Source organism: Halotalea alkalilenta (genome assembly GCF_001648175.1).
In the GTDB taxonomy this organism is placed as follows: domain Bacteria; phylum Pseudomonadota; class Gammaproteobacteria; order Pseudomonadales; family Halomonadaceae; genus Halotalea; species Halotalea alkalilenta_A.
On the sequence record NZ_CP015243.1, the window covers coordinates 1,479,505 to 1,504,129 of the forward strand.

Sequence of the window (24,625 nt, forward strand, 5' to 3'; positions counted from 1 at the left end):
TAGGTCGGGGTGATCGATACCTCAACTGGGCCACTCGCATGAGCGTTGCCATCCCACCTGCAGCCTGGCTTTGGTCCGGCGCAGCCGTTGCGCTGCGCTATCGCGGGCCCGCTTTTGTTGAATGAAAACCTGAATCATGCCGCCGAAACGACCCCAAAAGTTCGTCTTTTTTAGAATAAAATATTTATAAATCAAAATCTTAATTGGATGTCGCGAGGCGGTAAAACGCGACCTCCAATGCGAATATTAAAGCCGGATGTCTGGTCGTATCATTCTTTAAAATGCGATGAATTGATCACATTTTAGCCTGGCCCCAAGCGGGGCGATCGATCTCGGACCGGACACCGCCATGATCACCACACTGACCACCTCACCACTGGCACCCTTGCTGGATCGTCTGTTCGCCCAGGCCGATGCGGCGACCAGCCCGGCACTGGCCGGAATCTCACGTGAAGAGCGCGAGCGCCTGATCCACAGCAAGACCGAGTACCTCGACTTCTACGGGCGGCTGAAGGACCTCTGGCTTCCCGTATCGCGCGAAACCGGCACGCTGCTCTATCTGCTGGCGCGCAGCACCGGTGCGCGCAGCGTCGTCGAATTCGGCACCTCGTTCGGCATCTCCACTTTGCATCTGGCCGCAGCGTTACGCGACAACGGCGGCGGTCTCTTGATCGGCAGCGAGTTCGAGCCCTCGAAAGTGGCGCGGGCGCGCGAGCACGTTGCCGAAGGCGGCTTTGCGGATCTAGTGGAGATTCGTGAAGGAGACGCGTTGAAGACGCTGGCGACCGATCTTCCCGACACCATCGACCTGCTATTGCTCGACGGCGCCAAGGCGCTTTACGGCGACATCCTCTCGCTGATGGAGAGCCGCCTGCGACCGGGCGCGCTGATCGTCGCCGACAACGCCGACGACAGCCCCGACTATCTGGCGCGAGTGCGTTCGCCGGCCAGCGGCTACCTGTCCGTGCCGTTTTCGCAGGACGTCGAACTCTCCATGCGGGTGGGCTGAACGACGGCCCGCCTCGAACACGGTGACCGGACGGCCGGGCGAGGGTAAGGAAATGCAAGTCTCGCCTTGGCCACGACAAGCTCCGTATTCGCTATCAACGCTGAATTTCCGGGAGAAAGCCATGCACGTATTCGTAACAGGAGCCACCGGCTGGGTCGGTTCGGCGGTTATTGACGACCTGCTGATGGCAGGCCACCGGGTCACCGGCCTGGCGCGCTCCGACGACAAGGCCGCGGCGCTCGCCGCCACCGGCGCAAAGGTCGTTCGTGCCACGCTCGATGATCTCGACGCCTTGCGCGACGCCGCGGCGGCGGCGGACGCGGTGATCCACACCGCGTTCGATCATGATTTTTCCAAGTTCGCCGAGAGCGCGGAGCAGGATCGCCGCGTGATCGAGGCTCTCGGAAGTGCGCTGCGGGGATCCGGTCGCCCGCTGCTCGTCACCTCGGGCCTCTCGGGGTTGGCCCGCGGTGCCATCGAGTCCGATCCGCCCGCTGCGACCGGCCTGCGAAAGTCGGACGCGACCGCACAGGCCTTGACACGACGCGGTGTACGCGCGGCGACCGTTCGCCTCGCTCCGTCGGTGCATGGGCTTGGCGATCACGGGTTCGTCTTGACCCTGATCCGGCTGGCGCAGGAGACGGGGGTATCGGCCTACATCGGCGAAGGTAAGAATTGCTGGTCCGGCGTGTATCGACAGGATGCCGCACGCGCTTATCGCCTTGCGCTGGAGCAGGGTGTGACCGAGCTGGCCTACCACGTGGTGGCCGACGAGTCGGTGCCGTTCAAGGCGATTGCCGAAGTGATCGGCCGCCGCCTCGGCTTGCCGGTCGAATCGCGGGGGCGCGAGCATTTCGGCGGGTTCGCCAACATGGCGGGCGCGGATATGTCGGTATCCAGCGCACGCACCCGTGAGCTGCTGGGCTGGATGCCGCAAGGCCCCGACCTGCTCGCCGACCTCGACCAGCCCGGCTACTACGCAAAGGCCCGGCCGATGCAGGTGCTTTCCACGTCAGGAGGTCTGCGATGAACCTGGAATACATCCTGACACGTACGATCCCCGCGTCGATTGGACATGCGCGCAGGGCCTCCAGCGCCTTGGTACCCCGCAAGCTATTGGCGGGCGCGGCCATCTCGCTGCTGGGTTCAGGCATGTACGCCGCCGCCGACGGCTCCGTTCAGGCGGTCGCGTCGCAAGCCGGCGGCGCTGACGGCAGCTTGGCTTTCGGTGCTCCAAGTGGCTCCGGCGCCGAGGTCCTCGATCGGGCGAATGCCTTCATGGCGATGCTCGACGATGAACAGCGCGCCGCCCTGCTCCAGGAGTACACCTTCGCCAACGCCGCAAGGTGGCACACCTTTCCCCAGTGGGGGATGCGCCAACGGCAAGCGCGGATTGGCCTGGCCTTGGGGACGCTTTCCGATGCGCAATGGAGTGCCCTGAACGCTCTGCTTGCGGCGGCTACCGGCAGCGGCAGCAACGAAGGCTTCGATGAAATCCAGCAGCATCTCGCGATGGACGATTGGATTCGTCGAAACGGTGGTCGAGAGGGCTACGGCAGGGGCAATTTCTATATCGCGTTCTTGGGTGCGCCGTCGGACAGCGGCATTTGGCAGCTTCAGTTCGGCGGACACCACCTCGCGCTGACCAATACTTACCGCGATGGGGTTCTGGTCGGGGCAACGCCGTCGTTCCGAGCGATCGAACCCCACACCGTCGTCGAACTCGACGGGGTCACCATTCGGCCCCAGCGCGACGAGTGGGAGGCGTTCGTCTCGCTGCTTGCCTCGCTCGACCGGGGCCAGACCGACGCCGCCGAGCTTGGCAGGAGACAAAGAGTGCTCCTGTTAGGGCCCGAGGTAAGGAACAAGGACTGGAACTTCCCGGCCAGGGTAGAGGGCATCGCAGCGGCGTCGCTGACCGAGACGCAGCGCGCGCTGCTGCTGAAAGCGATCAGCCTGTACGTGAATGACATCGCCGACGCGGACGCTGAGTTGATTCTTGCCCGCTACGAGCGTGAACTCGACACCACGTATCTCAGCTTTTCCGGTTCGCCCTCGCTCACTCGCACCGGGGACTACGTCCGCATCGACGGGCCTTCGGTATGGATCGAACTGGCCATGGACCCGGCTTACTCCACCGACCAGCCCCACGTCCACGCCGTTTGGCGCGACAAGCGTACGGACTATGGCGGCACCCGCCCCGGGATGTAGTCATTCCACTGGTTCTACGTAATGGCAGGGCAGTAGGGTTTCCTGACCCTTGGCGCGGCGTTTGGCATGGAGGCCGGCGAACTCCCGGGTATCAGGGGCTGGTTGGTTGAGCAGCATCCCTGGCTCAGCTTTCGGCCTGATCAACATCAGGTGGCGTCAGGATATAGCCTCGGCCATGCAGGGTCTTTATCAGCGAGTGCCCATAAGCGTCCTGTAATTGCTTGCGCAGCATATAGATATGGGTTCGCAGGGTGTTGGCATCGACATCGCGCTCGGGCCACAGCCTCGAGCTGAGTGAGTCATAGGAAACGAAATCGGGATAGCTTCGGATCAAGGCTTCGAATATATGCGCGGCGAGCCCCGACAGGGCGAGCGCTTGGCCGCCATTCAGCCGAACTTCGAGATTGCCTGGGTTGAACGTCAGCGATTTTGCGCATAATCGCTGTGTATCATGATGTCTGCGTCGATGAAGCGCATTGATACGCAAGGCCAATTCACGCAGGGGAAAGGGCTTGACCAGGTAGTCGTCACCGCCGCTCAGGTAGCCTTCTTCCTTGTCCTCGATGGCCCCTTTGGCAGTCATGAATATGATCGGGGTCTGGTTGTTCATGTCCTTGCGCAGCTTGCGGCAAATATCGAAGCCCGACAAACCCGGTATCATTACATCGAGTACGACGACATCGTAGACCTGGGTATCCAGCAGATGCAGCGCCGTCATGCCGCCCTGTGCGAGGTCTAGTTCATACTGCTCTTCCCCCAGGAATTCATACAGATTCTCCGCCAGTTCGGTGTTGTCCTCGACGATGAGCACCTTGGTTTTATTGATCATGAAAACCTCCACGCAAGGCAAAACGCTGGTAAGGAAGCAACCGGGTCAGCTCATGAACATCAGGCGTAGTTTTGTCCCTTCTACCATCGGATTATCCAGATCCAACAATCGCCACCTCAGTCGCTCGCAAATCAAAGTGGCGATGAACAGCCCGAGGCCGGAGGCAGATAGCCCGCCTCGCTTGATGCCCGTGTTCAAAAAGGCTCGGGAGTCTTGGGGCAATCCGGTGCCTTCGTCGTTCACTTCTATCCATTCTTTCTCGATACGAATATTGACTGACCCGGTGGTATGTTGCAGAGCGTTATTCAGCAAGTTACGCACCAACATCTTGAGCAGTACCGGATCCGCGGTGACAACGGGCTCGGCAGTGCCCATCAATCGGACTCGCTCCCTTGCGTTGTGGGCTTCCCCCGCATCTTCGAGAACCTCCATGACGATGTCGCGAACAGGCACGGGGGTCATCGTCTGATCACCATATTTCGTCAGCTTCAAAATGGCCTCGACACTGGCGTCCATTTCATCCACCGCACGGCGAATACGCCGCATGGCCTTGATGTCGGTCAGCGATGTATTGCCTCTCGACTCAATGCCATCCATCGCGCCGGAGATAATCGAAATCGGTGTGCGTAACTCGTGGCTGGCCATGCCGAGCAAGGTTTTTTCACGCTTCACGTAGGACTCGATTTCATCGAGAAACCTATTGAACGATTTGGCAACCACCTGCAGTTCTTTATCCACATCTTGCTCGGAAAGCCTGGCCATCGCCGCCGCCGGCTCCATTTTTTCTATTTCTCGGGTCAAGAGCGTCAGTGGCGCGATCAATTGCCGGATCGTGAGCTGAACCAAAATGATGGCAAGTATGACCATGACGAGACACATGGCGGCGATCGCTTGTTTGAAAAGTTTTTCGTTATTTTCATGCAAGCTATTGTCTTTAGCCAGATACAAACGCCCACCCGGAACTTCGATGTTGTTTACCACATAGTTGAGGCCGTCGACATTCATCTCGCCGTTGTAGGGAAATGGCATCAGACTGAAAAAATCAGGGATATCCGCCTCTGCCTGCTGCCCGGCAGGGACCCAGAATGCGTGGATGGTCGCGGTGCGCCAAGTAAAGGTGCTTTCAGGATCAACCTCGCTCAATAAAAACTCTCGCTCTTTCTGCATGTCCGAAACGAGCGCAGCGTCTTCCATGAAATTATTTACGATTAGCATGCTCGACAAAGCGGCGAAAAGTGTCAGCAGCACGATGCCTATACCCGAATACCGTATCCGCTGTTCTATTGATTTCATTCTCAAATTCCCTGGGGCGTTAGACAAATTGACCCAACATTCAAGCAGTGAAGTGCACATGGATGCTGCGGTGGAACCTGCAGGCCAGAGCGTCTGGTCTACAGCAAAAGCAGTGGCGATTCTAACCTAACCATACTGCGCTCGCTCGCCAAGTATCCCAAGGTATGGCGCGTCACGCATCTACGCAGATGTCATGATTTTGACGTTTTTTTGTTGTTTGATTGATGCGGATTTGAGCGCGCCTCATCCATGGTATCGAGCCATCCGCCAAGGGCAGCGCCAAGCAGTCCCGTTGTGACAAGCATACCTACTTGACGAAGGCCACTCAATTGTCCTCATCCACTGCGCCGCGTGGTCGGCCTACACGTTACCTGGTGTTTTTGGCCGCGATTATCTCACTCGGTGTGGTGGTGGCTACCGTCATCGCGTGGCCTTTTTTGTTCAGGTGGTGGATAGAGCGCCCATTTCATGACTATGACGACCGGGTTGGCGTCTTGTCCGGTGACTATTATGTGGACATCGACGGCGTGAGAATCCCAGATGTCGATAACCTCTCGGGAATAACCTTCGATCCAGACAGAAATACGTTGATCGCGGTGACCAATCAATCACCCGAAATCTTGGAGTTATCGCTGGATGGCCGGTTGCTGAGACGCATCCCCACCAATGGCCTACAGGACCCTGAAGCAATCGAGTATCTCGGCCGGGGTCGATACTTGGTGGCCGATGAGCAGATACAGGCACTCGTCGAGGTGCATATCGACGACGATACTTCGCTCGTCGATGCCGGTGGAAGCGCGAGACTGGCGATAGGAATCGAACTCAACGGTAACAAGGGCTTCGAAGGACTATCCTACGACCATGATGAGCGCCGTATTTTCGTAGCGAAAGAAAAAGATCCATTGAGGATTTATGAAGTCAGCGGTTTTCCGGTAGAGGACAACGAAACGCTCGATATTCACATCCTGCGGGATGCCAGATATGATCAGAGACTGCCCATTGGCGATATCTCCGGCATTCATTTGGACGCCACGACCAAACATCTGCTGATCCTGTCCGATGAGTCTCGCCGCATAATCGAAATGGACAGGCACAAACGCGTGATAAGAAGTCTGCCGCTGCTGGCGGGGCGGCATGGATTGATGATGGATATCCCCCAGGCAGAAGGCATCACGATGGATGATCAGGGAAACATTTATCTGGTGAGTGAGCCGAATCTGTTTTATCGCTTCACGCTCAGCGCTGGAGATTGACCCCCGACCGCTATCCAAATCTTCTCCGCCCGCATTCTCGATCGTCTATCCCACTTATCCTGCTTATCCCACTGGGCTGCATGGCAGCCCAGTGGCGATGGCACCGAGGAAGGGGAGCGGTCTCCCTCGCCTCGATCCTCCCTCACCCAAGTCCATCCTTGCGGGCGTCCAGGGCTCTTTCAACGCCATCTGGCTTGATGAATTCTTGAGCTCGGCTCGATGTTTGTCTGTCAAGTGGTCAAGTAGATTTCTTGGCCATGGATCAAGAAAATTTCTCATTCAAAGGCTTTGCCGCCCATCGTCATCCAGCCTGGTTGGCGAGATTAGCCAGGTTCCTGGCGGCCGGAGGAATGGCGACCCTCTTGCACTGGGGGGTGATGGCGCTGCTCGTCGCCTGCGGTGTTCAGCCTTGGGGTGCTACGGCCTTGGCAATGGCGGTCGGTGCGTCGGCTAATTATTTCTTGCAGCGCCGCTATGTATTTTCCGGTGCGCGCGGGTTTTCGCTTGGCGTCTATTTGCTTTCCGTAGGCATGGCTTGGTCGGTCAACCTGGTCGCATTTCAAGTCCTGCATACGAGCGGCATGGGGATCGTGCTGGCTCAGCTCTCGAGCACCGCGCTGGTTGCGCTGCTCAATTTCCTCTTCTTGCAAAAGTTTGCGTGCCGATGAACGGCGTGGGTTCGTATTTCTTCTCGAGATTCCGATGATGAGCGAACACTTTTCAGCCGCTGACGCGGCCCTCCGCGGTGAGTCACCAATGAATTTCCTGTTCAGTAACATGGAACGGGTAGTGGTGAGCGTGGTCGTGCCCGCCTACAACGAGATCGCTGTACTGGATATATGTCATCAGCGTTTGCGTGGCGTCATGGAGGGCATCGGGCTGGCGTATGAGCTGCTTTACGTGGACGACGGAAGCAGCGATGGCTGCGGCGAAGCGCTGGTGGCGCTGGCGTCGCAAGACAGCCACGTGCGGGTGATTCGGCTCAGCCGGAATTTCGGCAAGGAGGCGGCTATCACGGCAGGTCTGGATCACGCCAGGGGGGAGGCGGTGATTCTGATCGACGCGGACCTGCAGGATCCGCCCGAGCTGATCCCGGACATGCTCGCGGCATGGCGGAGCACTGGTGCGGATGTCATCGCGATGCGCCGACGCCACCGGTCGGGAGAAAGCTGGTTCAAGCGCAGCTGCGCGCATCTGTTCTATCGCATTTTGAACCGTTTGAGCGAGTTTCCGATTCCCCAGGACACGGGTGATTTCAGACTGCTCAGCCGCAGGGTGGTTGATTCGATCAACCGCTTGCCGGAGCGCAGCCGCTACATGAAAGGCCTGTTCGCCTGGGTCGGCTTCCCCACGCATGAAATCCTCTACGACCGCGAGCCGCGTGCGGCTGGGCGCAGCAAGTGGGGCTTCTTCGGCCTTTTGCGTCTGGCGCTGGAGGGGGTGACCTCCTTCTCCGCGGCGCCTTTGCGCTGGGTCACTGGTTTGGGGCTGGTCACTGCGGTCTCAGGCGCCGTGTTCGGCCTCTGGATCGTGGTGAAGACCCTCCAGGGCTATCCGGCCCCATCCGGCTATCCATCCTCCATTGCGATGATGACGTTTCTGGGAGGCATCCAACTGTTCTCCGTCGGTTTGCTGGGGGAGTACGTCGGCCGGATCTATCTCGAGACCAAGCAGCGCCCTCGCTACCTGGTGCGTGACATCGACGAATCGACCGGCGAGCCTTCATCTCGCATGGAAAATAGCCCGGAGCATTTCAATAATGAGAAGGCTTGATCTGCGCCGTCCCGCAGTCGCCATGCTGGCGATTGCGCTGGGGATGCTGGGATTGCGGTTCGTCAGCATGGTGTGGGTTCCCTACATCGATACGACAGAGCCGCGCTATGCGGAAATCGCAAGGCTCATGGCGCTCAGCGGCGACTGGGTCACGCCGTGGTTCGAGCCAGGCGTTCCCTTCTGGGGTAAGCCGCCGCTCTCTTTCTGGTTGCAGGCGCTGTCGATCAAGTTGTTCGGATTGTCGGAATGGGTCGCCCGGCTCCCCGCCTGGGTGGTCACCGCGGTGACCCTGTGGCCCATCCATGCGCTCGCGCGGGCATGGGCGGGCTGGCGGGCCGCGGCGGCCGCCGTGATGATCTACGCGACCTGCGCGCTGCCTTACATGATGGCCGGAGCGGTTCTTACCGATCCCTTCCTGGCATTGGGTACCACGTTGTTCATGGCCGGGCTGATACTGCCTCAATGGCACTGGCGCCTTTTGGCCGCCGTAGGGCTGGCGATCGGCCTGCTCGCCAAAGGACCGCTTGCGCTGGTCATCGTCGCGGGCCCGGCGGTCATGTGTCTGTTGGCATATCGTCGCCGGGTATGGCCTGCGATATCGGCTCGAGGATGGCTGGCCGGTTTCGTGGTGGTGGCATCCCTGGCGGTGCCTTGGTACGTCATTGCAGAGAGCAGGACGCCAGGGTTCTGGGACTACTTCCTGCTCGGCGAGCATGTGCAGCGATTCCTGCAATCCGGATGGTCTGGCGATTTGTATGGCACCGCCCATCGGCAGGCCATCGGGGTCATCTGGTTGGACTGGCTGGTCGCCACGCTGCCCTGGAGTCCTCTTGCCCTGGCGATGCTCGCCGCTGCGCTGCGCCATCGGCGTGGCCGCGTGGCCTTGCTGCGCCTGATCCGCAGACCGATGACCGGCTACCTGATCGCTTGGGCGCTGTTCGTTGTGCTGTTCTTCACGCTGTCCAGAAACATCCTCTGGACCTATGTGCTGCCGGCGTTGCCCGCGTTCGCCATCCTGACGGGGCGGGCGCTGGTTCTCGTCGGACGGCGCTTGAAGTCGAGACGATCACCCGCACTGCATGCGATTGGCACCGCGCCAGCCTTGTTCGTTCCGGCCTTGGCGCTGCTTGCGACGATTGCGATCTGCATCCACCCGGCAGCGGTCAAGAGCGAGAAGGTGCTCATCCGCCAGGTGATGTCCATGGCGCCACCGGGTGCCACGCTGTGGTTCGTCGACAGCAGGTCCTTTTCGGCCCGTTACTACTCGCGAGGGCAGGCAGCGCTGGTGTCGAGCGAAGCGCTGCCGGCGCTGGTCGCTAGCACCGAGGGCTCGATTTTCATCGCCGCCCGGCCTGATGTCATGGCTCGTTTGCAGACCGTCTTGCCATTGACCGCCTTGCCGCTGGCGAACAGCCGTCAGTACCGGGTAGGCAGGATTCGCTAGGCCCTGGCGCCATCGGCGCACCGCCCGTGCCATGGCGCGAGTCCATCAATGCGTGGCGGCGACCTCGCCGAGCTGGGTCGCGGGCAAGAGCGAGAAGGCCGAGCGCATTTGTCGTGCTTCCTGACCAGGACTGCGGCCGAACAACCGCTTGAACTCCCGATTGAACTGGGATGGGCTCTCGTAGCCGACCTGGACCGCGGCGGCCGCCGCGGTGAGGTCGTCGCGGATCATCAGCAGGCGGGCCTGGTGCAGCCTGACGGACTTGATGTATTGGATCGGCGATGTTCTGGCAATGGATTTGAAGTGCGTATGGAAGGTCGGCACGCTCAAACCCGCCTCGCGCGCGAGCGAGCCGACATCCAGCGGCTGCGCGTAGTCATTGTGAATGCGCCGCAGCGCGCGCGAGATCCGGCCGAAGTTGCCGTGATTGGTAAGCGCTGCGCAAATCGCGCCACCCTGTTCGCCCAACAGCACGCGGTAGCACAGCTCGCGCACGATGCCCGGCCCCAGTACCTTCGCCTCGACCGGCGAAGCCAGGGCACGCAGCAGGCGCAAGGCCGTCTCCGCCAGCGTCGCATCCAGCGGTGTCGACACGATGCCCTCGGGTGCCGTGATTGCGCGCGTCTCGAGATGTTCCAGTTCGATGACGAGATTGGCCACCGTGGTCATGTCCAGCCGGACCGAAACGGCCAGTAGCGGCTCCTCGGGGCTTGCTTCGGTTTCGCTCGAGAACGGCAGCGGCACCGAGAGCACCAGATAGTGCTGGGCGTCGTAGCGGTAGACCTTGTCGGCGAGATAGCCGCGTTTATGTCCCTGGCAGACGATGACGATGCTCGGTTCGTAGAGTACCGGCGTTCGCCCGAGCGGCTGGTCGGCACGCATGAACCGCACGCCATCCAGCAGCGAGCGGGTGTAGCCCTCGTGTGGCGCGAGCTGCTTGAGCAGCGAGGTCATTTGATCCTGCATCGTAGGGTCGGGCACAGTCGCTCCTATGGTGGATCGCCTATCAATAGGCGAAGATTGTGCCATAAAAAGCGCAAACGCCCACCTGGTCCAAAGGAATAGGCAATAACCGGATAGAAATTAACCTATCCGACGATGCGCGGCGAGCCCACAATCATTGCTGCAAGCCTGCCTCATCTTTAGTTGGGAGATCCGAGAAATGAGCAACAAGACTTGGCTGATTACCGGTGCCGCTCGTGGCCTGGGTGCTCAGATCGCGCAAGCCGCCCTCGCGGCGGGCGACAACGTCGTGGCGACGGCGCGCAATGTGGAAGCAGCCCGCGGTGCGTTCACGGAACACACCGACCGGCTTTTGATCCTGTCTTTGGACATGACCGACCCCGCTGGACCGCAAGCCGTAGCGGAGGCGGCCATCGAGCGCTTTGGCACCATCGATGTGCTGGTAAACAACGCCGGCTACGGCCAGCTTGGTATCTTCGAGGAATCCTCGGAGGAAGATTTGGAGCGCCAGCTCGACACCAACGTGCTCGGCCTGACCAGGATGACGCGAGCGGTGCTGCCGGCGATGCGGCGTCAGCGCTCCGGCCACATCATCAACATCGGCTCGGTTTGCGGCGTGGTCGGGTTCGATTTGTGCACGCTCTACGGCATGTCGAAATTCGCCGTGGAAGGGTTCAGCATCAACCTAGCGCGTGACCTCGCGCCTCTTGGCATCCACGTCACCGTGGTGGAGCCCGGCTATTTCCGCACCGATTTCCTGGATGCCAGCTCGGCGCGTTTTGCCGGCAACCCGATCGGCGATTACGAGGAGGTTCGGAGCAAGACCGAAACCATGTACAAGGAGTACAACCACCAGCAGCCCGGCGACCCGGCCAAGCTCGGCCCGGCCATCATTCAGCTGGCGAACGCGCAAACCCCGCCGCTGCATTTGTTGATTGGCTCCGATGCCGTCAGTATTGCGCGCCAGGAGCTGGCCGAGCGCCTGTCTGAGATCGCTGCATGGGAGAGTCTATCGACCTCGACGGATCACGATGACGTCGCATTGAATCGCTGATTCCACGCATGCCGCAAGCGCTATCGTCGGCATCGTTCGTGACCAGACCATCGTGTTCGGCAGCGAACGAACCTGATTATGCATCAATGGCCCCGAACGCAACTCAGGGGGCTCGAGCGAACAGGCTTCAAGCCCCAAACCCGCCCGCGCGATAGACTTTGCGCGGGTTTTTTTATCTCGGTGGGGGCAGGCGTCAGCGTTCCAGGTACTGGAACTTGCCCTCTACACCGTCCCACTTCTCGGCGTCGGGCAGCGGATCCTTCTGTTCGCTGATGTTGGGCCACTCGTCGGCAAGCTCTGCGTTGAGTTCGATGAAATGCTCCTGTCCCGCCGGCAGCTCGTCCTCGGAGAAGATCGCCTGCGCCGGGCATTCCGGCTCACAGAGCGCGCAATCGATGCACTCGTCGGGATGGATGACGAGGAAGTTCGGCCCCTCGTAGAAGCAGTCGACCGGACAGACGGAGACACAGTCCGTGTACTTGCAGCGGATGCAGTTCTCAGTGACGACGAACGCCATGGTGTTTCTCCTCGAATCATTACGGCCCCGATGGGTCGGGATCGGACGGCTGCTGCGTCGCCTCGCCCGCTTGGTATCGAGTCTGTTCTGGCGTCCGCGTGGGTTTTCCGGTCGGGGCCGATATTCTAGGGGTTGTCCACTTGAGCGTCGAGCATCCCCCGTGGCGTCACCGGGGGAATGCTTCAAAGCCGCTCGCGCAGCGCATAGAGCGCGTCGAGCGCTTGTCGCGGGCTGAGTCCGTCGATGTCGAGTTCGGCCAAGGCTTCGACCACCGGATGAGGCGGGGCCGAGAACAGGTCCGCCTGCTGTGGCGCACTGAGATCGTGCGAGCGCGGCCTGTCGACCTCCTGCGCTTCGAGGGTGGTGAGCTTTTCACGCGCGCGCTCGATCACCCGGCGAGGCACGCCTGCGAGCTGGGCCACCTGCAGGCCATAGCTCTGGCTCGCCGGCCCCTGCTCGACACGGTGCATGAAGACGATGCCGTCATCGTGCTCGGCGGCGGTGAGGTGAAGATTGTCGACTTCGTCGAGCTGCTCGGCCAGCGCGGTCAGCTCGAAGTAGTGCGTGGCGAACAGCGTGAAGGCGCGCAGCCTCGCCAGCTCCTCGGCGCTCGCCCAGGCCAGTGAAAGACCGTCGAAGGTGCTGGTGCCGCGGCCGATCTCATCCATCAGCACCAGGCTCTCGGCGGTGGCGTTGTGCAGGATGTTGGCGGTCTCGGTCATCTCGACCATGAAGGTGGAGCGCCCGCCGGCCAGATCGTCGCTCGAGCCGATACGGGTGAAGATCCGGTCGATCGGACCGATCTCGACGCGCTTGGCCGGTACGAAGCTGCCGGTGTAGCAGAGCAGCGCGATCAGCGCGTTCTGGCGCATGTAGGTCGACTTGCCGCCCATGTTGGGGCCGGTGATCACGCACATCCGGTGGCGGTCGTCGAACACCAGGTCGTTGGGCACGAAAGGGTGCTCGGAAACCTGCTCGACCACTGGGTGGCGGCCCTCGAGCACTTCGATGCCCGGCGCCTCGCGCAGCAGCGGCCGGCTGAAGTCGAGGCTCAGCGCACGCTCGGCGAAGGCGTTGAGCACATCCAGTGCGGCGAGCGCCGCGGCGCTCGCCGAGAGCGCGCTGAGCTCGACGTTGAGTGCGTCGATCAGGCTTTCATAGAGCAGCTTCTCGCGCGCCAGCGCCCGCGCCTTGGCCGATAGTGCCTTGTCCTCGAACTGCTTGAGTTCGGGAATGATGAAGCGCTCGGCATTCTTCAGCGTCTGGCGACGGATGTAGTCGGCCGGCGCCTGGCGCGCCTGGGCACGGGGAATCTCGATGAAATAGCCGTGGACGCGATTGTAGCCGACCTTGAGGTTGCTCAAGCCGGTGCGGGCCTTTTCTCGGCCCTCGAGCTCGATCAAGTAGTCGCCGGCGTGTTCGCTCAATCCCCGCAGTTCGTCGAGTTCGGCGTCGAACCCTTGCTTGATCACCCCGCCGTCGCGGATCACCGCCGGCGGATTGTCGATGATCGCATCGGTCAGCGTTCGCTCGAGCTCCGGGTAGGCGACGATATCGACGCGCAGCTCATCGAGCACGCTGCCGCTATCGAACTCGGCGAGCATCGCGGCGAGCGTCGGCAGCTCTACGAATGCATCGCGCAGGCGTGCCAAGTCGCGAGGACGAGCGCTGCGCAGCGCGACGCGGGCGAGGATGCGCTCGACGTCACCGACGCGCTTGAGGCTGGCGGCGAACTCGGCCATGGCCTCGCGCTCGAGCAGCAGCGCCACCGCCGCTTGGCGAGCCTCGACCGCGGCTCGATCGCGCAGCGGGCGATTGAGCCAGCGGCGCAGCAGGCGCCCGCCCATCGGGGTCGCGGTGGTATCGAGCACCGCGGCCAGGGTGTTTTCTCCGCTGCCGCCCAGGTTGATGTCGATCTCGAGGTTGCGCCGGCTGGCGGCATCGATCACCACCGCATCGTCGCGGCGTTCCACCGTGAACTTGTTCACATGGGGCAGGGCGCCGCGCTGGGTGTCGCGGGCATAGTCGAGCAGCGCCCCCGCCGCGCGTACGCCGTGGTCGAGGTGCGCGGCACCGAAGCCCTGGAGGTCCTGGACCTTCAACTGGTCGCAGATCAGCCGCATCGCGGTGTCATGGTCGAACAGCCAATCGCTCTGCCGGCGCAGCCCGCGGTACTTGTCGAGCCCCTCCGGCAGCGCGAGTGAATCCGGGACCAGAAGCTCCGCTGGCGCCAGGCGCTGCAGCTCGGCGAGCATCTCGACCTCTCCTTCCACCTCGAGCGCGCCGAAACGACCGCTGGCGAGCTCGATCCATGCCAGCCCCCAGCGCCGCGATTCGCCCGGCTCGCCCGGCTTGAGCGGGGTAGCGCTCAGTGCCACCAGCAGGTTGTCGCGGCTTGCATCGAGCAGCGCCTCATCGTGCAGCGTGCCGGGGGTGACGATGCGCACCACTTGGCGCTCCACCGGGCCCTTGCTGGTCGCCGGATCGCCGATCTGCTCGCAGATCGCCACCGACTCACCGAGTCGCACCAGCCGCGCCAGGTAGGCCTCGGCGCTGTGATAGGGCACCCCCGCCATCGGAATCGGCGCGCCGTTGGAGGCACCCCGCTGGGTCAGGGTGATATCGAGCAGCTGCGCGGCCTTCTTGGCATCGTCATAGAACAGCTCGTAGAAATCGCCCATGCGGTAGAAGAGCAGCACGTCTCGATGCTCGCGCTTGATCTTCAAGTACTGCGCCATCATCGGCGTATGTTTGGAAAGGTCGCTGGAAGCCACGTGGCCACTAGGCTCCTGATGGTTCAATCGGAATCGTGGGGCGCTGGTAGGGTCGGGCTGGGACGCCCGACTCGACCATGCAAAATGTGCGCAAGGTTAACACGCGAGAAGCGGGTGCTGGAGTGTATGTCCGGCAGGAAAGCGTCAGGCCCAGGTGTCCGCGCATCGAGAGACATGAATGGGACGAGGATGCCGGGATTTGGCGCTCCTCCTAACCCGTTCGTCCCGATCGGCCCCCATACGCGCCAAGATCGAGCACCGGCTCGGCAATCAAGGGCGCCAGTCGAGGGAGCGTGCGGCGGCGGCAGGGCTGTGGTTCGAGACGCTCGTTCCTCGCTCCTCACCACGAACGGATGTCGAAGCGTCCTCACCGGCTATCCGAGCATCCTGAGCGAGCCGAAGGACACGAGCGGACCAATGAGCCCGTTCGTCCCGAGCGGTGCCCATACGCGCCAAGGTCGAGCACCGGCTCGGCAATCAAGGGCGCCAGTCGAGGGAGCGTGCGGCGGCGCCGAGGCCATGGTTCGAGACGCTCGTTCCTCGCTCCTTTCCATGAACCCCCTCCGAGTTCTCCTCGACAGGGGGATGATCAGGGGGGAGATTGGGCGGTCGTCATATCGTTCTTCCTCAACTTTCAGGCAGAAGCATTTTGAGCTTCAGTCTGGATAGGCGTCACGGAGAACCCGAGCTGCTTGGCGAGTCGACGCATGGAACGTTGCTTGGTTTCCAGCGCCTGTGCCTCGTAGTACTGGAGTCCGTGTTCGACATAGTCCAATCCTTTGACCATGACGCGCCAGAACAGCGCCGCGAGTTTGCGCGCCAGGGCGATATTGGCGATCAATCCACCTCGGCGACCCGCCATCCGACGGTAAAAACCGCCCAGCGCAATGTGTTTGCTGCGAGCGAGGCTGCGGGCCATGACGCAAAACAGGCGCCCAGCACGATTACGCCTGCGCTTGGCCGAGCGTTGGCGCTTACCGCTCTGATGACTCCCGGGGGCCAGCCCGGCCCAAGCGGTGAAGTGTTTCTCGGTCGGCCACTGGGTCAGGTCGGTTCCCACTTCACCTATGAGTTGCAGGACGCTGTAGTCCGTATGGGCGGGAAGCACGGTGAGATCATTGCCTCCACACAGAGCCACCAGCATCGGATGCAGGTCATCGATCTGGGGTGCATTGGCACCGCCTCGCTTGTGCGCCTTGGACGGCGGCGACGTCGGAGGATCGACGTCGATCGAACGGAGCACCGCTTCGATCTGTTGGTCGCAAGCCCTGATCAAACGCTGGTAGTGCTCCCAGCTTTCCAGCGCCTGGCGCAACGCGAACAGATGCTCCTCGGCCCAGGTCCCTTGCAGAGAGGCTTTGATCCGTTCGGCCTTCTGCTGGCGGATCTGCACGTCGCACAAAGCCAGCAGTCGCTCAGGATCGCGTTCACCCTCGAGCATCGACCGGATCACCGCCATGCCGCTGCGGCCCACCAGGTTGCTGATGACATCGTGCAATTTGATGTTCATCCGCTCCAAGGCCTTCTGCAGATGCTGCACATGCCCTGCGGCCAGCGTGATGTGGTCCTGGCGCAGTCGCAGGTAATCCTGCAAGCGCCGGATCTCGGCTGGGGGCACGAAGCCTGCCCGCAAGAGTCCGTGCGCGTGCAACGTCGCTCCCCACTGGCAATCCTTCATATCCGTCTTGCGACCCGGCAGATTGCGGGTGTGCTTACCGTTGACCATCAGCACCTGTAGTTTCGCGGCTTCCAGCACGCTGTACAGGGGCAGCCAGTAGATCCCCGTGGCCTCCATGGCCACCGACTTCACCTTCTGCGACAACAGCCAGTCGCGTAGCTCATGCAGCTGTGCCGTGAACGTGCCGAATACCTTCGGCTCCCCCCCGGCAATCGACACATGCATCTGCTCGCTGCCGACATCCACGAAGGCTGCCAATGGATCCAATACCGGTAAGTGGGCCATCTTATAGCTCCTGGGAACGGGTCGATGGAGAAGGGGTTACCGCAAGCCCGGTCGTGTTCTGGGAAGACAAATCTTTCCAACGGGAAGCCAGGCTCACCATAATGCGCAGCAGCCCACGACCAGAGCCATTCTCACCACCGGGCACCCGGCACCAAAAGACATGCGGCCACGCTGCTTGCGGCAACACAGCCATGCTACTCGGGTTCAAGGTCCATGCGCAGTGCCATCGCGATGGCACAGGAGGCTCACCACGAACGGTGGCTGGGCTGCTCCTCGCCGGCTATCCGAGCATTCTGAGTAAGCGAAGCGTATCGAAGGACACGAACGGACCAATAAATCCGTTCGTCCCGAGCGGCGCCTGTACACGCCACGGGCAGGTACCGGCTCGGCAATGGGGGCGCCAGTCGAGGGATCGTGCGGCGGCGATGAGGCCGTGGTTCGAGACGCATCCGAGCATCCTGAGCGAGTACCGCGAGTCGAAGGGTCCTCGCTCCTTTCCATGAACCCCCTCCGAGTTCTCCTCGACAGGGGGATGATCAGGGGGGAGATTGGGCGGTCGTCATATCGTTCTTCCTCAACTTTCAGGCAGAAGCATTTTGAGCTTCAGTCTGGATAGGCGTCACGGAGAACCCGAGCTGCTTGGCGAGTCGACGCATGGAACGTTGTTTGGTTTCCAGCGCCTGTGCCTCGTAGTACTGGAGTCCGTGTTCGACATAGTCCAATCCTTTGACCATGACGCGCCAGAACAGCGCCGCGAGTTTGCGCGCCAGGGCGATATTGGCGATCAATCCACCTCGGCGACCCGCCATCCGACGGTAAAAACCGCCCAGCGCAATGTGTTTGCTGCGGGCGAGGCTGCGGGCCATGACGCAAAACAGGCGCCCAGCACGATTACGCCTGCGCTTGGCCGAGCGTTGGCGCTTACCGCTCTGATGACTCCCGGGGGCCAGCCCGGCCCAAGCGGTGAAGTGTTTCTCGGTCGGCCACTGGGTCAGGTCGGTTCCCACTTCACCTATGAGTTGCAGGACGCTGTAGTCCGTATGGGCGGGAAGCACGGTGAGATCATTGCCTCCACACAGAGCCACCAGCATCGGATGCAGGTCATCGATCTGGGGTGCATTGGCACCGCCTCGCTTGTGCGCCTTGGACGGCGGCGAGGTCGGAGGATCGACGTCGATCGAACGGAGCACCGCTTCGATCTGTTGGTCGCAAGCCCTGATCAAACGCTGGTAGTGCTCCCAGCTTTCCAGCGCCTGGCGCAACGCGAACAGATGCTCCTCGGCCCAGGTCCCTTGCAGAGAGGCTTTGATCCGTTCGGCCTTCTGCTGGCGGATCTGCACGTCGCACAAAGCCAGCAGTCGCTCGGGATCGCGTTCACCCTCGAGCATCGACCGGATCACCGCCATGCCGCTGCGGCCCACCAGGTTGCTGATGACATCGTGCAATTTGATGTTCATCCGCTCCAAGGCCTTCTGCAGATGCTGCACATGCCCTGCGGCCAGCGTGATGTGGTCCTGGCGCAGTCGCAGGTAATCCTGCAAGCGCCGGATCTCGGCTGGGGGCACGAAGCCTGCCCGCAAGAGTCCGTGCGCGTGCAACGTCGCTCCCCACTGGCAATCCTTCATATCCGTCTTGCGACCCGGCAGATTGCGGGTGTGCTTACCGTTGACCATCAGCACCTGTAGTTTCGCGGCTTCCAGCACGCTGTACAGGGGCAGCCAGTAGATCCCCGTGGCCTCCATGGCCACCGACTTCACCTTCTGCGACAACAGCCAGTCGCGTAGCTCATGCAGCTGTGCCGTGAACGTGCCGAATACCTTCGGCTCCCCCCCGGCAATCGACACATACATCTGCTCGCTGCCGACATCCACGAAGGCTGCCAATGGATCCAATACCGGTAAGTGGGCCATCTCATAGCTCCTGGGAACGGGTCGATGGAGAAGGGGTTACCGCAAGCCCGGTCGTGTTCTGGGAAGACAAATCTTTCCAACGGGAAGCCAGGCTCACCATAATGCGCAGCAGCCCACGACCAGAGCCATTCTCACCACCGGGCACCCGGCACCAAAAGACATGCGGCCACGCTGCTTGCGGCAACACAGCCATGCTACTCGGGTTCAAGGTCCATGCGCAGTGCCATCGCGATGGCACAGGAGGCTCACCACGAACGGATATTGAAGCGTCCTCGTTCCTCGCTCCTCCCCACGAACGGATGTCGAAGCGTCCTCACCGGTTATCCGAGCATCCTGAGCGAGCGAAGCGAGCCGAAGGACATGAGCGGACCAATAAACCCGTTCGTCCCGAGCGGCGCCCATGCGCGCCAAGGTCGAGCACCGGCTCGGCAATCAAGGGCGCCAGTCGAGGGATCGTGCGGCGGCGGTTAGGCCGTGGTTCGAGACGCTCGTTCCTCTGGCGTTCACCACGAACAGGGTTGGCCACGCTTTTCTTCTTACCTCGCTTGCGCCCGCCGGTGTGCGCAGATCATCTGCGCCGTCCCGGACGATGGCCAGTAGAATAGGGGGATGAAACGGATTTCGGGGGTCGCGGCGGTGGAGCTACAGCAGGGGTTCGTGCTGACCCGGCACTGGTACGACACGGCCGAGGGCACTGAGGTCGAGTTCTGGCTGGCGACCGACGATGGGCCCCGGCGTCTTCGCCTGCCTCGCCAGCAGTGCGTGGCGTTCATTCCCGCGGCGCAGCGCCAGCAGGCGGAGTCGCTGCTTCACGGCGAGCGTGATGTCGAGCTTCGCGCGCTGGGTCTGCGCGATTTCGACCATCGCCCGATGCTCGGTCTCTATTGCCGGCAGTATCGCCAGCTGCTGCAACTGGACAAGCGGCTGAGGTCGGCGGGTATCGATGTCTTCGAAGCCGATATCCGCCCGCCGGAGCGCTATCTGATGGAGCGGTTCATCACTGCGCCGGTCGCGTTCAGCGCTACCCCGGACCCAAGCGGCACACTGGCAGATGCGCAGATGAAGCCGGCGCCGGCCTACCGCCCCCGGCTGCGCTTGGTGTCGCTCGATATCGAAACCAGCGCGCGTGGCGAGCTCCATTCGATCGCGCTCGAAGGCTGCGGCGAGCGCCAGGTCTACATGCTCGGAGCGCCGAGCGGCAGCGATGATGCGCTCGATTTCCGGCTCGACTACTGCGACTCCCGTGCAGAGCTTCTGGAGTGCCTGAATCAGTGGCTGGCACGGCATGATCCCGATGCGATCATCGGTTGGAACCTGGTCCAGTTCGACCTGCGCGTGCTGCACGAGCATGCCCAGCGCCTGGGAGTGGCGTTGCGGCTTGGTCGCGACGGCTCGGCGATGACCTGGCGTGAGCATGCCGGCCGTGGCAGCCACTACTTCGCCGGCGCCGCCGGGCGTCTGATCATCGACGGCATCGAGGCGCTGCGCTCCGCTACCTGGAGCTTCGCCTCGTTCAGCCTCGAACACGTCGCGCAGACGCTGCTCGGCGAGGGCAAGGCGATCGACACCCCGTATCAGCGCTTGGATGAGATCCAGCGGATGTTCGCCGAGGACAAGCCCGCACTGGCGCGCTACAACCTCAAGGACTGCGAGCTGGTGACGCGGATCTTCGCCGCTACCGAGCTTCTGACCTTCCTGCTCGAGCGCGCCACGGTCACCGGCCTTGAAGCCGACCGCAGCGGCGGTTCGGTCGCCGCTTTCTCCCATCTCTACATACCTTTGATGCACCGCCAGGGCTTCGTGGCGCCGAATCTGGGCCAGCGGCCGCCGGAGGCGAGCCCCGGCGGTTTCGTGATGGACTCGCGCCCCGGGCTCTACGACTCGGTGCTGGTGCTCGACTACAAGAGCCTGTATCCGTCGATCATCCGGACCTTTTTGATCGATCCAGTGGGGCTGATCGAAGGCCTGCGGCATCCGGATGACGGCGAATCGGTCCCTGGCTTTCGCGGGGCGCGATTCTCGCGGACCCGGCACTGCTTGCCGTCGATCGTGGCGCGGGTCTGGCAGGGCCGTGAAGCGGCCAAGCGCGAAGGCAACCAGCCGCTCGCGCAGGCGCTGAAGATCATCATGAACGCCTTCTATGGCGTGCTCGGCTCCAGCGGTTGTCGCTTCTACGACCCGCGCCTGGCGTCGTCGATCACCCTGCGCGGTCACGAGATCATGCGGCGCACGCGCGAATTGATCGAGGCCGAGGGCCATGTGGTGATCTATGGCGACACCGACTCCACCTTCGTGTGGCTCAAGCGCGCACATGCATGGGAGGAGGCCGAGCGTATCGGCCAGGCGCTGGTGCGGCGGGTCAACCTGTGGTGGCGCGAGCGGCTGAAGCGTGAGTACGATCTGGACAGCGCGCTCGAACTGCAGTTCGAGACCCATTTCAGCCGTTTTTTGATGCCGACCATCCGGGGGGCGGAGGAGGGGAGCAAGAAGCGCTACGCTGGCTTGGCGATGCGCGCGGATGGCAGTGAGGAAATGGTGTTCAAGGGGCTTGAAACCGTGCGCAGCGACTGGTCGCCGTTGGCCCAGCAGTTCCAGCAGGCGCTCTATCAGCGTATCTTCCACCGCCAGCCCTACCAGCAGTACGTGCGTGACTTCGTGCGTCGCACGTTGGCCGGTGAGCTCGATGAGCTGCTGGTCTATCGCAAGCGGCTGCGCCGCAGGCTGGACGACTACCAGCGCAACGTACCGCCCCACGTGCGCGCGGCGCGTATCGCCGACGAGTACAACGACCAGCAGGGCCGGCCGCGCCAGTACCAGCGCGGCGGCTGGATCAGCTACGTGATCACGGTCGCAGGGCCGGAGCCTTTGGAGGTCCGGCGTGCGGCGATCGATTACGACCACTATCTTTCACGCCAGTTGCAGCCGGTGGCGGACGCCATCCTGCCGTTCGTGCAGGATGATTTCGCCTCGCTCATCGATCGGCAGCTCGGTTTGTTCTGAGCGCGCTGCGTCCGTGGCCACAGCGTGATGACGCGAGTTCGAACGTTCACCCCGACAAAGAACGCCAATGGGAGAAGTGCGATGCCCTCAGTTGACCTGCGCCGATTGCTTGGCCCCATCGTGCTCCTTACGGCGATTGCCCTCAGCGCTTGCAGCTCGAAAACGGCCGACCCCTATCCGGCCGTGCCCCAGCCTTCCGCAGCCGATACGCAGGCGTGGGTCGGTCGCTGGAATGGCCCCGAGGGTACCTTTCTCGAGCTCTTTCCCAGCGGCGAGCCGGACCAGATGCGTATGACGCTGAAGGATAACCTCGACAGCCAAGCCGACTATCGGGTCGAGATCCAGGGCCAGACGCTGCGCTTTTTGCGCCACGGCGTGCTCGAAACGATCCGCCCGGGCAGCGGCGCCGAGACCGGCTTCAAATGGCTGGCCGACAAGCAGGACTGCCTGATCGTGGTGCCGGAAGAAGAGGGCTACTGCCGCGACTAAGCGCGTCGGCCGGCCGTACCCTGGCGCTGCTTGCGCCCGATTCCATCCGCCTGGTTGGCTATGCTGGTGACGGCGACGCTAAAGCCGCACTGGTAGGAGAAACGTCGAATGAAGCCGTCGAGCAGTTCCTCGAGCCTGCGTGTCAGGCTGTTCCATATCGTCTTCGAATCCGATTCCCGGCCCGCCAGGGCGTTCGATATAGCGGTGATCAGCGCCATCGTGCTCAGCGTATTGACGATCATGCTCGATACGGTCGCCTCGCTGCATGAACGCTACGGCGTGCTGTTCTTCTGGCTCGAGTGGGGATTCACGCTGCTGTTCACCTTCGAGTATCTGCTGCGGATCTACTGCCTGGATCGGCCGAAGAACTACGTATTCAGCTTCTGGGGGCTGATCGACCTGGCCGCGCTGCTGCCCAGCTGGCTGAGCCTGGTGTTGCCCGGCGGACAGGCGCTGCTGGTGATCCGCTTCCTTCGTATTCTCAGGATATTCCGGGTGCTCAGGCTCACGCGCTTCGTCAACGAAGGCCAGCTGCTCCAGGGAGCCCTGCTGCGCAGCCGGCACAAGATCCTGTTGTTCCTCTTCACCGTGCTCTCGCTGGTGTCGATCTTCGGTTCGATCATCTTCCTGGTGGAGCCGGCCAGCGCGGGATTCACCAGCATTCCGCGCTCGATCTACTGGGCGGTGGTGACGCTGACCACGGTCGGCTACGGCGACATCTCACCGGTCACTCCGCTCGGCCAGGTCATCTCCTCGCTGGTGATGGTGCTGGGCTATTCGATCCTCGCCGTGCCCACCGGGGTGTTCTCCGCCGAAGTGATGCGCTCGATCCACTTCGAGCGCTACTCAGACGAGGTCTGTCCGGGCTGTGGGCATGAAAAGCACGAAGCCGATGCGCGCTTCTGCAAGCTGTGCGGCACCTGGCTGGATGAGAACGCCCCCGACCCGAGGTCCGGTGGCGATGCGGCGAAAGTGCCTGGGTCGAACGTGTCGGCCGGATAGGCACTATGCTTGAAGGCATGAGGCCGGGTCTCTGCATGCCGGCCGTTTCATTTAGCTGATTGAGGAGGCGACGCCATGAGCGCCACTTCACATCGCCACGCCTTCATCCCGCCCTACCTGCTGTCGCAGATCGTCGACCACGGCAGCGTGCGCCAGCGCTCGTGCGCGTCGAGCACGCTGGTCCACGTGCGCAGCCTGCTCGCCAATCCGCTGCCGGCGCAGGCCACCGGGCGAACGGGTGAAACCCGGGCGGCGGCATCGATGATGCCGGATCGAAGCATCTTCGACGCCCGGCAGCGCATGGAGCTGCCCGGCGAGCTGGCGCGTGCCGAAGGCCGGCCGCCCAGCGACGATCCGGCGGTCGACGAGGCCTATGACCATCTCGGCATGACGCATGCGTTCTTCGCCCAAACCCTGGGCCGCGATTCGATCGACGGCGATGGCATGGCGCTGCTCGGTACGGTGCACTATGGCCAGGACTACCAGAACGCCTTCTGGAATGGGCGGCAGATGGTATTCGGCGATGGTGATGGCGAGCTGTTCAACCGCTTCACCATCGCCCTCGACGTCGTCGCCCACGAACTCTCCCATGGGGTGATCGAGCACGAGGCGGCGCTGGTCTACGCCAACCAGTCCGGTGCGCTCAACGAATCCATCGCCGATGTCTTCGGCATCCTCGCCAAGCAGTTCCATCTCGGCCAGAGCGTCACCGAATCCGACTGGATCATCGGCGCCGGCCTTTTCACCACGCGGATCGAGGGGCGTGGCCTACGCTCGATGGCCGAGCCGGGCAGCGCCTACGACGATCCGCTGATCGGGCGCGATCCGCAGCCCGGGCACATGCGCGAGTTCGTCGTCACCCGAGAGGACAACGGCGGCGTGCATATCAATTCCGGCATCCCCAACCGCGCCTTCCAACTGGCGGCGGTGGCGATCGGCGGTCTCGCCTGGGAAACGGTCGGCCCGGTGTGGTACGACACCCTGTGCGATCGCCGGCTGGCCAACGACGCCGACTTCGACGCCTTCGCTCGACTCACCATCGAGCACGCCGAGGGCCGCTTCGGCGCAGGGAGCTTCGAGGCGCGCGCGGTCGACGACGCCTGGCGCGGCGTTGGCGTGTTCTGAACGGCTCGGGTAGTTG

General features: G+C 62.4%; 19 protein-coding genes. 12 read left to right on the forward strand and 7 right to left on the reverse strand.

Annotated elements, in window-relative coordinates:
* Window positions 1-349: 349 nt before the first annotated feature.
* The 3 genes from A5892_RS06505 to A5892_RS06515 are packed head-to-tail and all read left to right on the forward strand — an operon-like array spanning window position 350 to window position 3,220.
* A complete protein-coding gene (locus tag A5892_RS06505) occupies window positions 350-1,009 on the forward strand; it encodes an O-methyltransferase (RefSeq protein WP_190295663.1) in 660 nt (219 codons plus the stop codon).
* Between the two features lie 52 nt (window positions 1,010-1,061).
* Window positions 1,062-2,039: an SDR family oxidoreductase gene (locus A5892_RS06510; protein WP_223302808.1), complete on the forward strand. Its 978-nt coding sequence runs from the start codon at window positions 1,062-1,064 to the stop codon at window positions 2,037-2,039.
* Window positions 2,036-3,220: a DUF3500 domain-containing protein gene (locus A5892_RS06515; protein ID WP_082890303.1), complete on the forward strand. Its 1,185-nt coding sequence runs from the start codon at window positions 2,036-2,038 to the stop codon at window positions 3,218-3,220. The genes A5892_RS06510 and A5892_RS06515 overlap by 4 nt, the downstream gene beginning before the upstream one ends.
* 124 nt (window positions 3,221-3,344) lie before the next feature.
* Here the strand turns inward: A5892_RS06515 and A5892_RS06520 are convergent, their stop codons facing one another.
* On the reverse strand, window positions 3,345-4,049 hold the full coding sequence (locus A5892_RS06520; RefSeq protein WP_064122116.1) for a response regulator transcription factor: 705 nt from the start codon (window positions 4,047-4,049) through the stop codon (window positions 3,345-3,347).
* A 45-nt stretch (window positions 4,050-4,094) separates the two neighbouring features.
* A complete protein-coding gene (locus tag A5892_RS06525) occupies window positions 4,095-5,342 on the reverse strand; it encodes a sensor histidine kinase (protein WP_064122117.1) in 1,248 nt (415 codons plus the stop codon).
* Between the two features lie 329 nt (window positions 5,343-5,671).
* Here A5892_RS06525 and A5892_RS06530 point away from each other — a divergent pair, with 329 nt between their 5' ends.
* The 4 genes from A5892_RS06530 to A5892_RS06545 all read left to right on the forward strand — a co-directional run bounded on the left by A5892_RS06530 (window position 5,672) and on the right by A5892_RS06545 (window position 9,812).
* Window positions 5,672-6,595, forward strand: a complete 924-nt coding sequence (locus A5892_RS06530; protein WP_064122118.1) for an SdiA-regulated domain-containing protein — start codon at window positions 5,672-5,674, stop codon at window positions 6,593-6,595.
* Window positions 6,596-6,852: 257 nt separating this feature from the next.
* Window positions 6,853-7,263: a GtrA family protein gene (locus A5892_RS06535; RefSeq protein WP_082890305.1), complete on the forward strand. Its 411-nt coding sequence runs from the start codon at window positions 6,853-6,855 to the stop codon at window positions 7,261-7,263.
* 88 nt (window positions 7,264-7,351) lie between these two features.
* The gene (locus A5892_RS06540; protein WP_064122119.1) at window positions 7,352-8,368 is read left to right on the forward strand and encodes a glycosyltransferase family 2 protein; all 1,017 of its coding nucleotides are present in this window, start codon (window positions 7,352-7,354) and stop codon (window positions 8,366-8,368) included.
* Window positions 8,355-9,812 (forward strand): ArnT family glycosyltransferase, encoded by a 1,458-nt coding sequence (locus A5892_RS06545; protein WP_064122120.1) that lies wholly within the window; start codon window positions 8,355-8,357, stop codon window positions 9,810-9,812. The genes A5892_RS06540 and A5892_RS06545 overlap by 14 nt, the downstream gene beginning before the upstream one ends.
* A 45-nt stretch (window positions 9,813-9,857) precedes the next feature.
* Here A5892_RS06545 and A5892_RS06550 read toward each other — a convergent pair whose 3' ends face one another.
* Entirely contained in the window at window positions 9,858-10,766 is a 909-nt protein-coding gene (locus A5892_RS06550; protein ID WP_064122121.1) for an AraC family transcriptional regulator, read from the reverse strand.
* 208 nt (window positions 10,767-10,974) lie between these two features.
* Between A5892_RS06550 and A5892_RS06555 the strand changes: the two genes are divergently transcribed.
* Complete coding sequence (locus A5892_RS06555) at window positions 10,975-11,829, forward strand: oxidoreductase (RefSeq protein ID WP_064122122.1); 855 nt, start codon at window positions 10,975-10,977, stop codon at window positions 11,827-11,829.
* Between the two features lie 193 nt (window positions 11,830-12,022).
* Here A5892_RS06555 and fdxA read toward each other — a convergent pair whose 3' ends face one another.
* The 4 genes from fdxA to A5892_RS06575 all read right to left on the reverse strand — a co-directional run bounded on the left by fdxA (window position 12,023) and on the right by A5892_RS06575 (window position 18,993).
* Window positions 12,023-12,346: a ferredoxin FdxA gene (fdxA, locus tag A5892_RS06560; RefSeq protein ID WP_027348731.1), complete on the reverse strand. Its 324-nt coding sequence runs from the start codon at window positions 12,344-12,346 to the stop codon at window positions 12,023-12,025.
* Between the two features lie 182 nt (window positions 12,347-12,528).
* A complete protein-coding gene (gene mutS / locus A5892_RS06565; RefSeq protein WP_064124349.1) occupies window positions 12,529-15,087 on the reverse strand; it encodes a DNA mismatch repair protein MutS in 2,559 nt (852 codons plus the stop codon).
* Between the two features lie 667 nt (window positions 15,088-15,754).
* Window positions 15,755-17,083: an IS110 family transposase gene (locus A5892_RS06570; protein WP_064122123.1), complete on the reverse strand. Its 1,329-nt coding sequence runs from the start codon at window positions 17,081-17,083 to the stop codon at window positions 15,755-15,757.
* Between the two features lie 581 nt (window positions 17,084-17,664).
* On the reverse strand, window positions 17,665-18,993 hold the full coding sequence (locus A5892_RS06575; RefSeq protein ID WP_064121411.1) for an IS110 family transposase: 1,329 nt from the start codon (window positions 18,991-18,993) through the stop codon (window positions 17,665-17,667).
* Between the two features lie 609 nt (window positions 18,994-19,602).
* On the opposite strand from A5892_RS06575, the gene A5892_RS06580 reads away from it, so the two are divergent.
* From A5892_RS06580 to A5892_RS06595, 4 genes are all read left to right on the forward strand, one after another.
* Window positions 19,603-21,993: a DNA polymerase II gene (locus tag A5892_RS06580; protein ID WP_223302809.1), complete on the forward strand. Its 2,391-nt coding sequence runs from the start codon at window positions 19,603-19,605 to the stop codon at window positions 21,991-21,993.
* Between the two features lie 81 nt (window positions 21,994-22,074).
* A complete protein-coding gene (locus A5892_RS06585) occupies window positions 22,075-22,482 on the forward strand; it encodes a hypothetical protein (RefSeq protein WP_064122124.1) in 408 nt (135 codons plus the stop codon).
* Window positions 22,483-22,590: 108 nt separating this feature from the next.
* Window positions 22,591-23,484, forward strand: coding sequence for an ion transporter (locus A5892_RS06590; RefSeq protein WP_064122125.1), 894 nt, complete (start codon window positions 22,591-22,593; stop codon window positions 23,482-23,484).
* 75 nt (window positions 23,485-23,559) lie between these two features.
* Window positions 23,560-24,609 carry a M4 family metallopeptidase gene (locus A5892_RS06595; protein WP_064122126.1) on the forward strand — a complete coding sequence of 350 codons (1,050 nt, stop codon included), beginning with the start codon at window positions 23,560-23,562 and terminating at the stop codon, window positions 24,607-24,609.
* Window positions 24,610-24,625 lie beyond the last annotated feature (16 nt).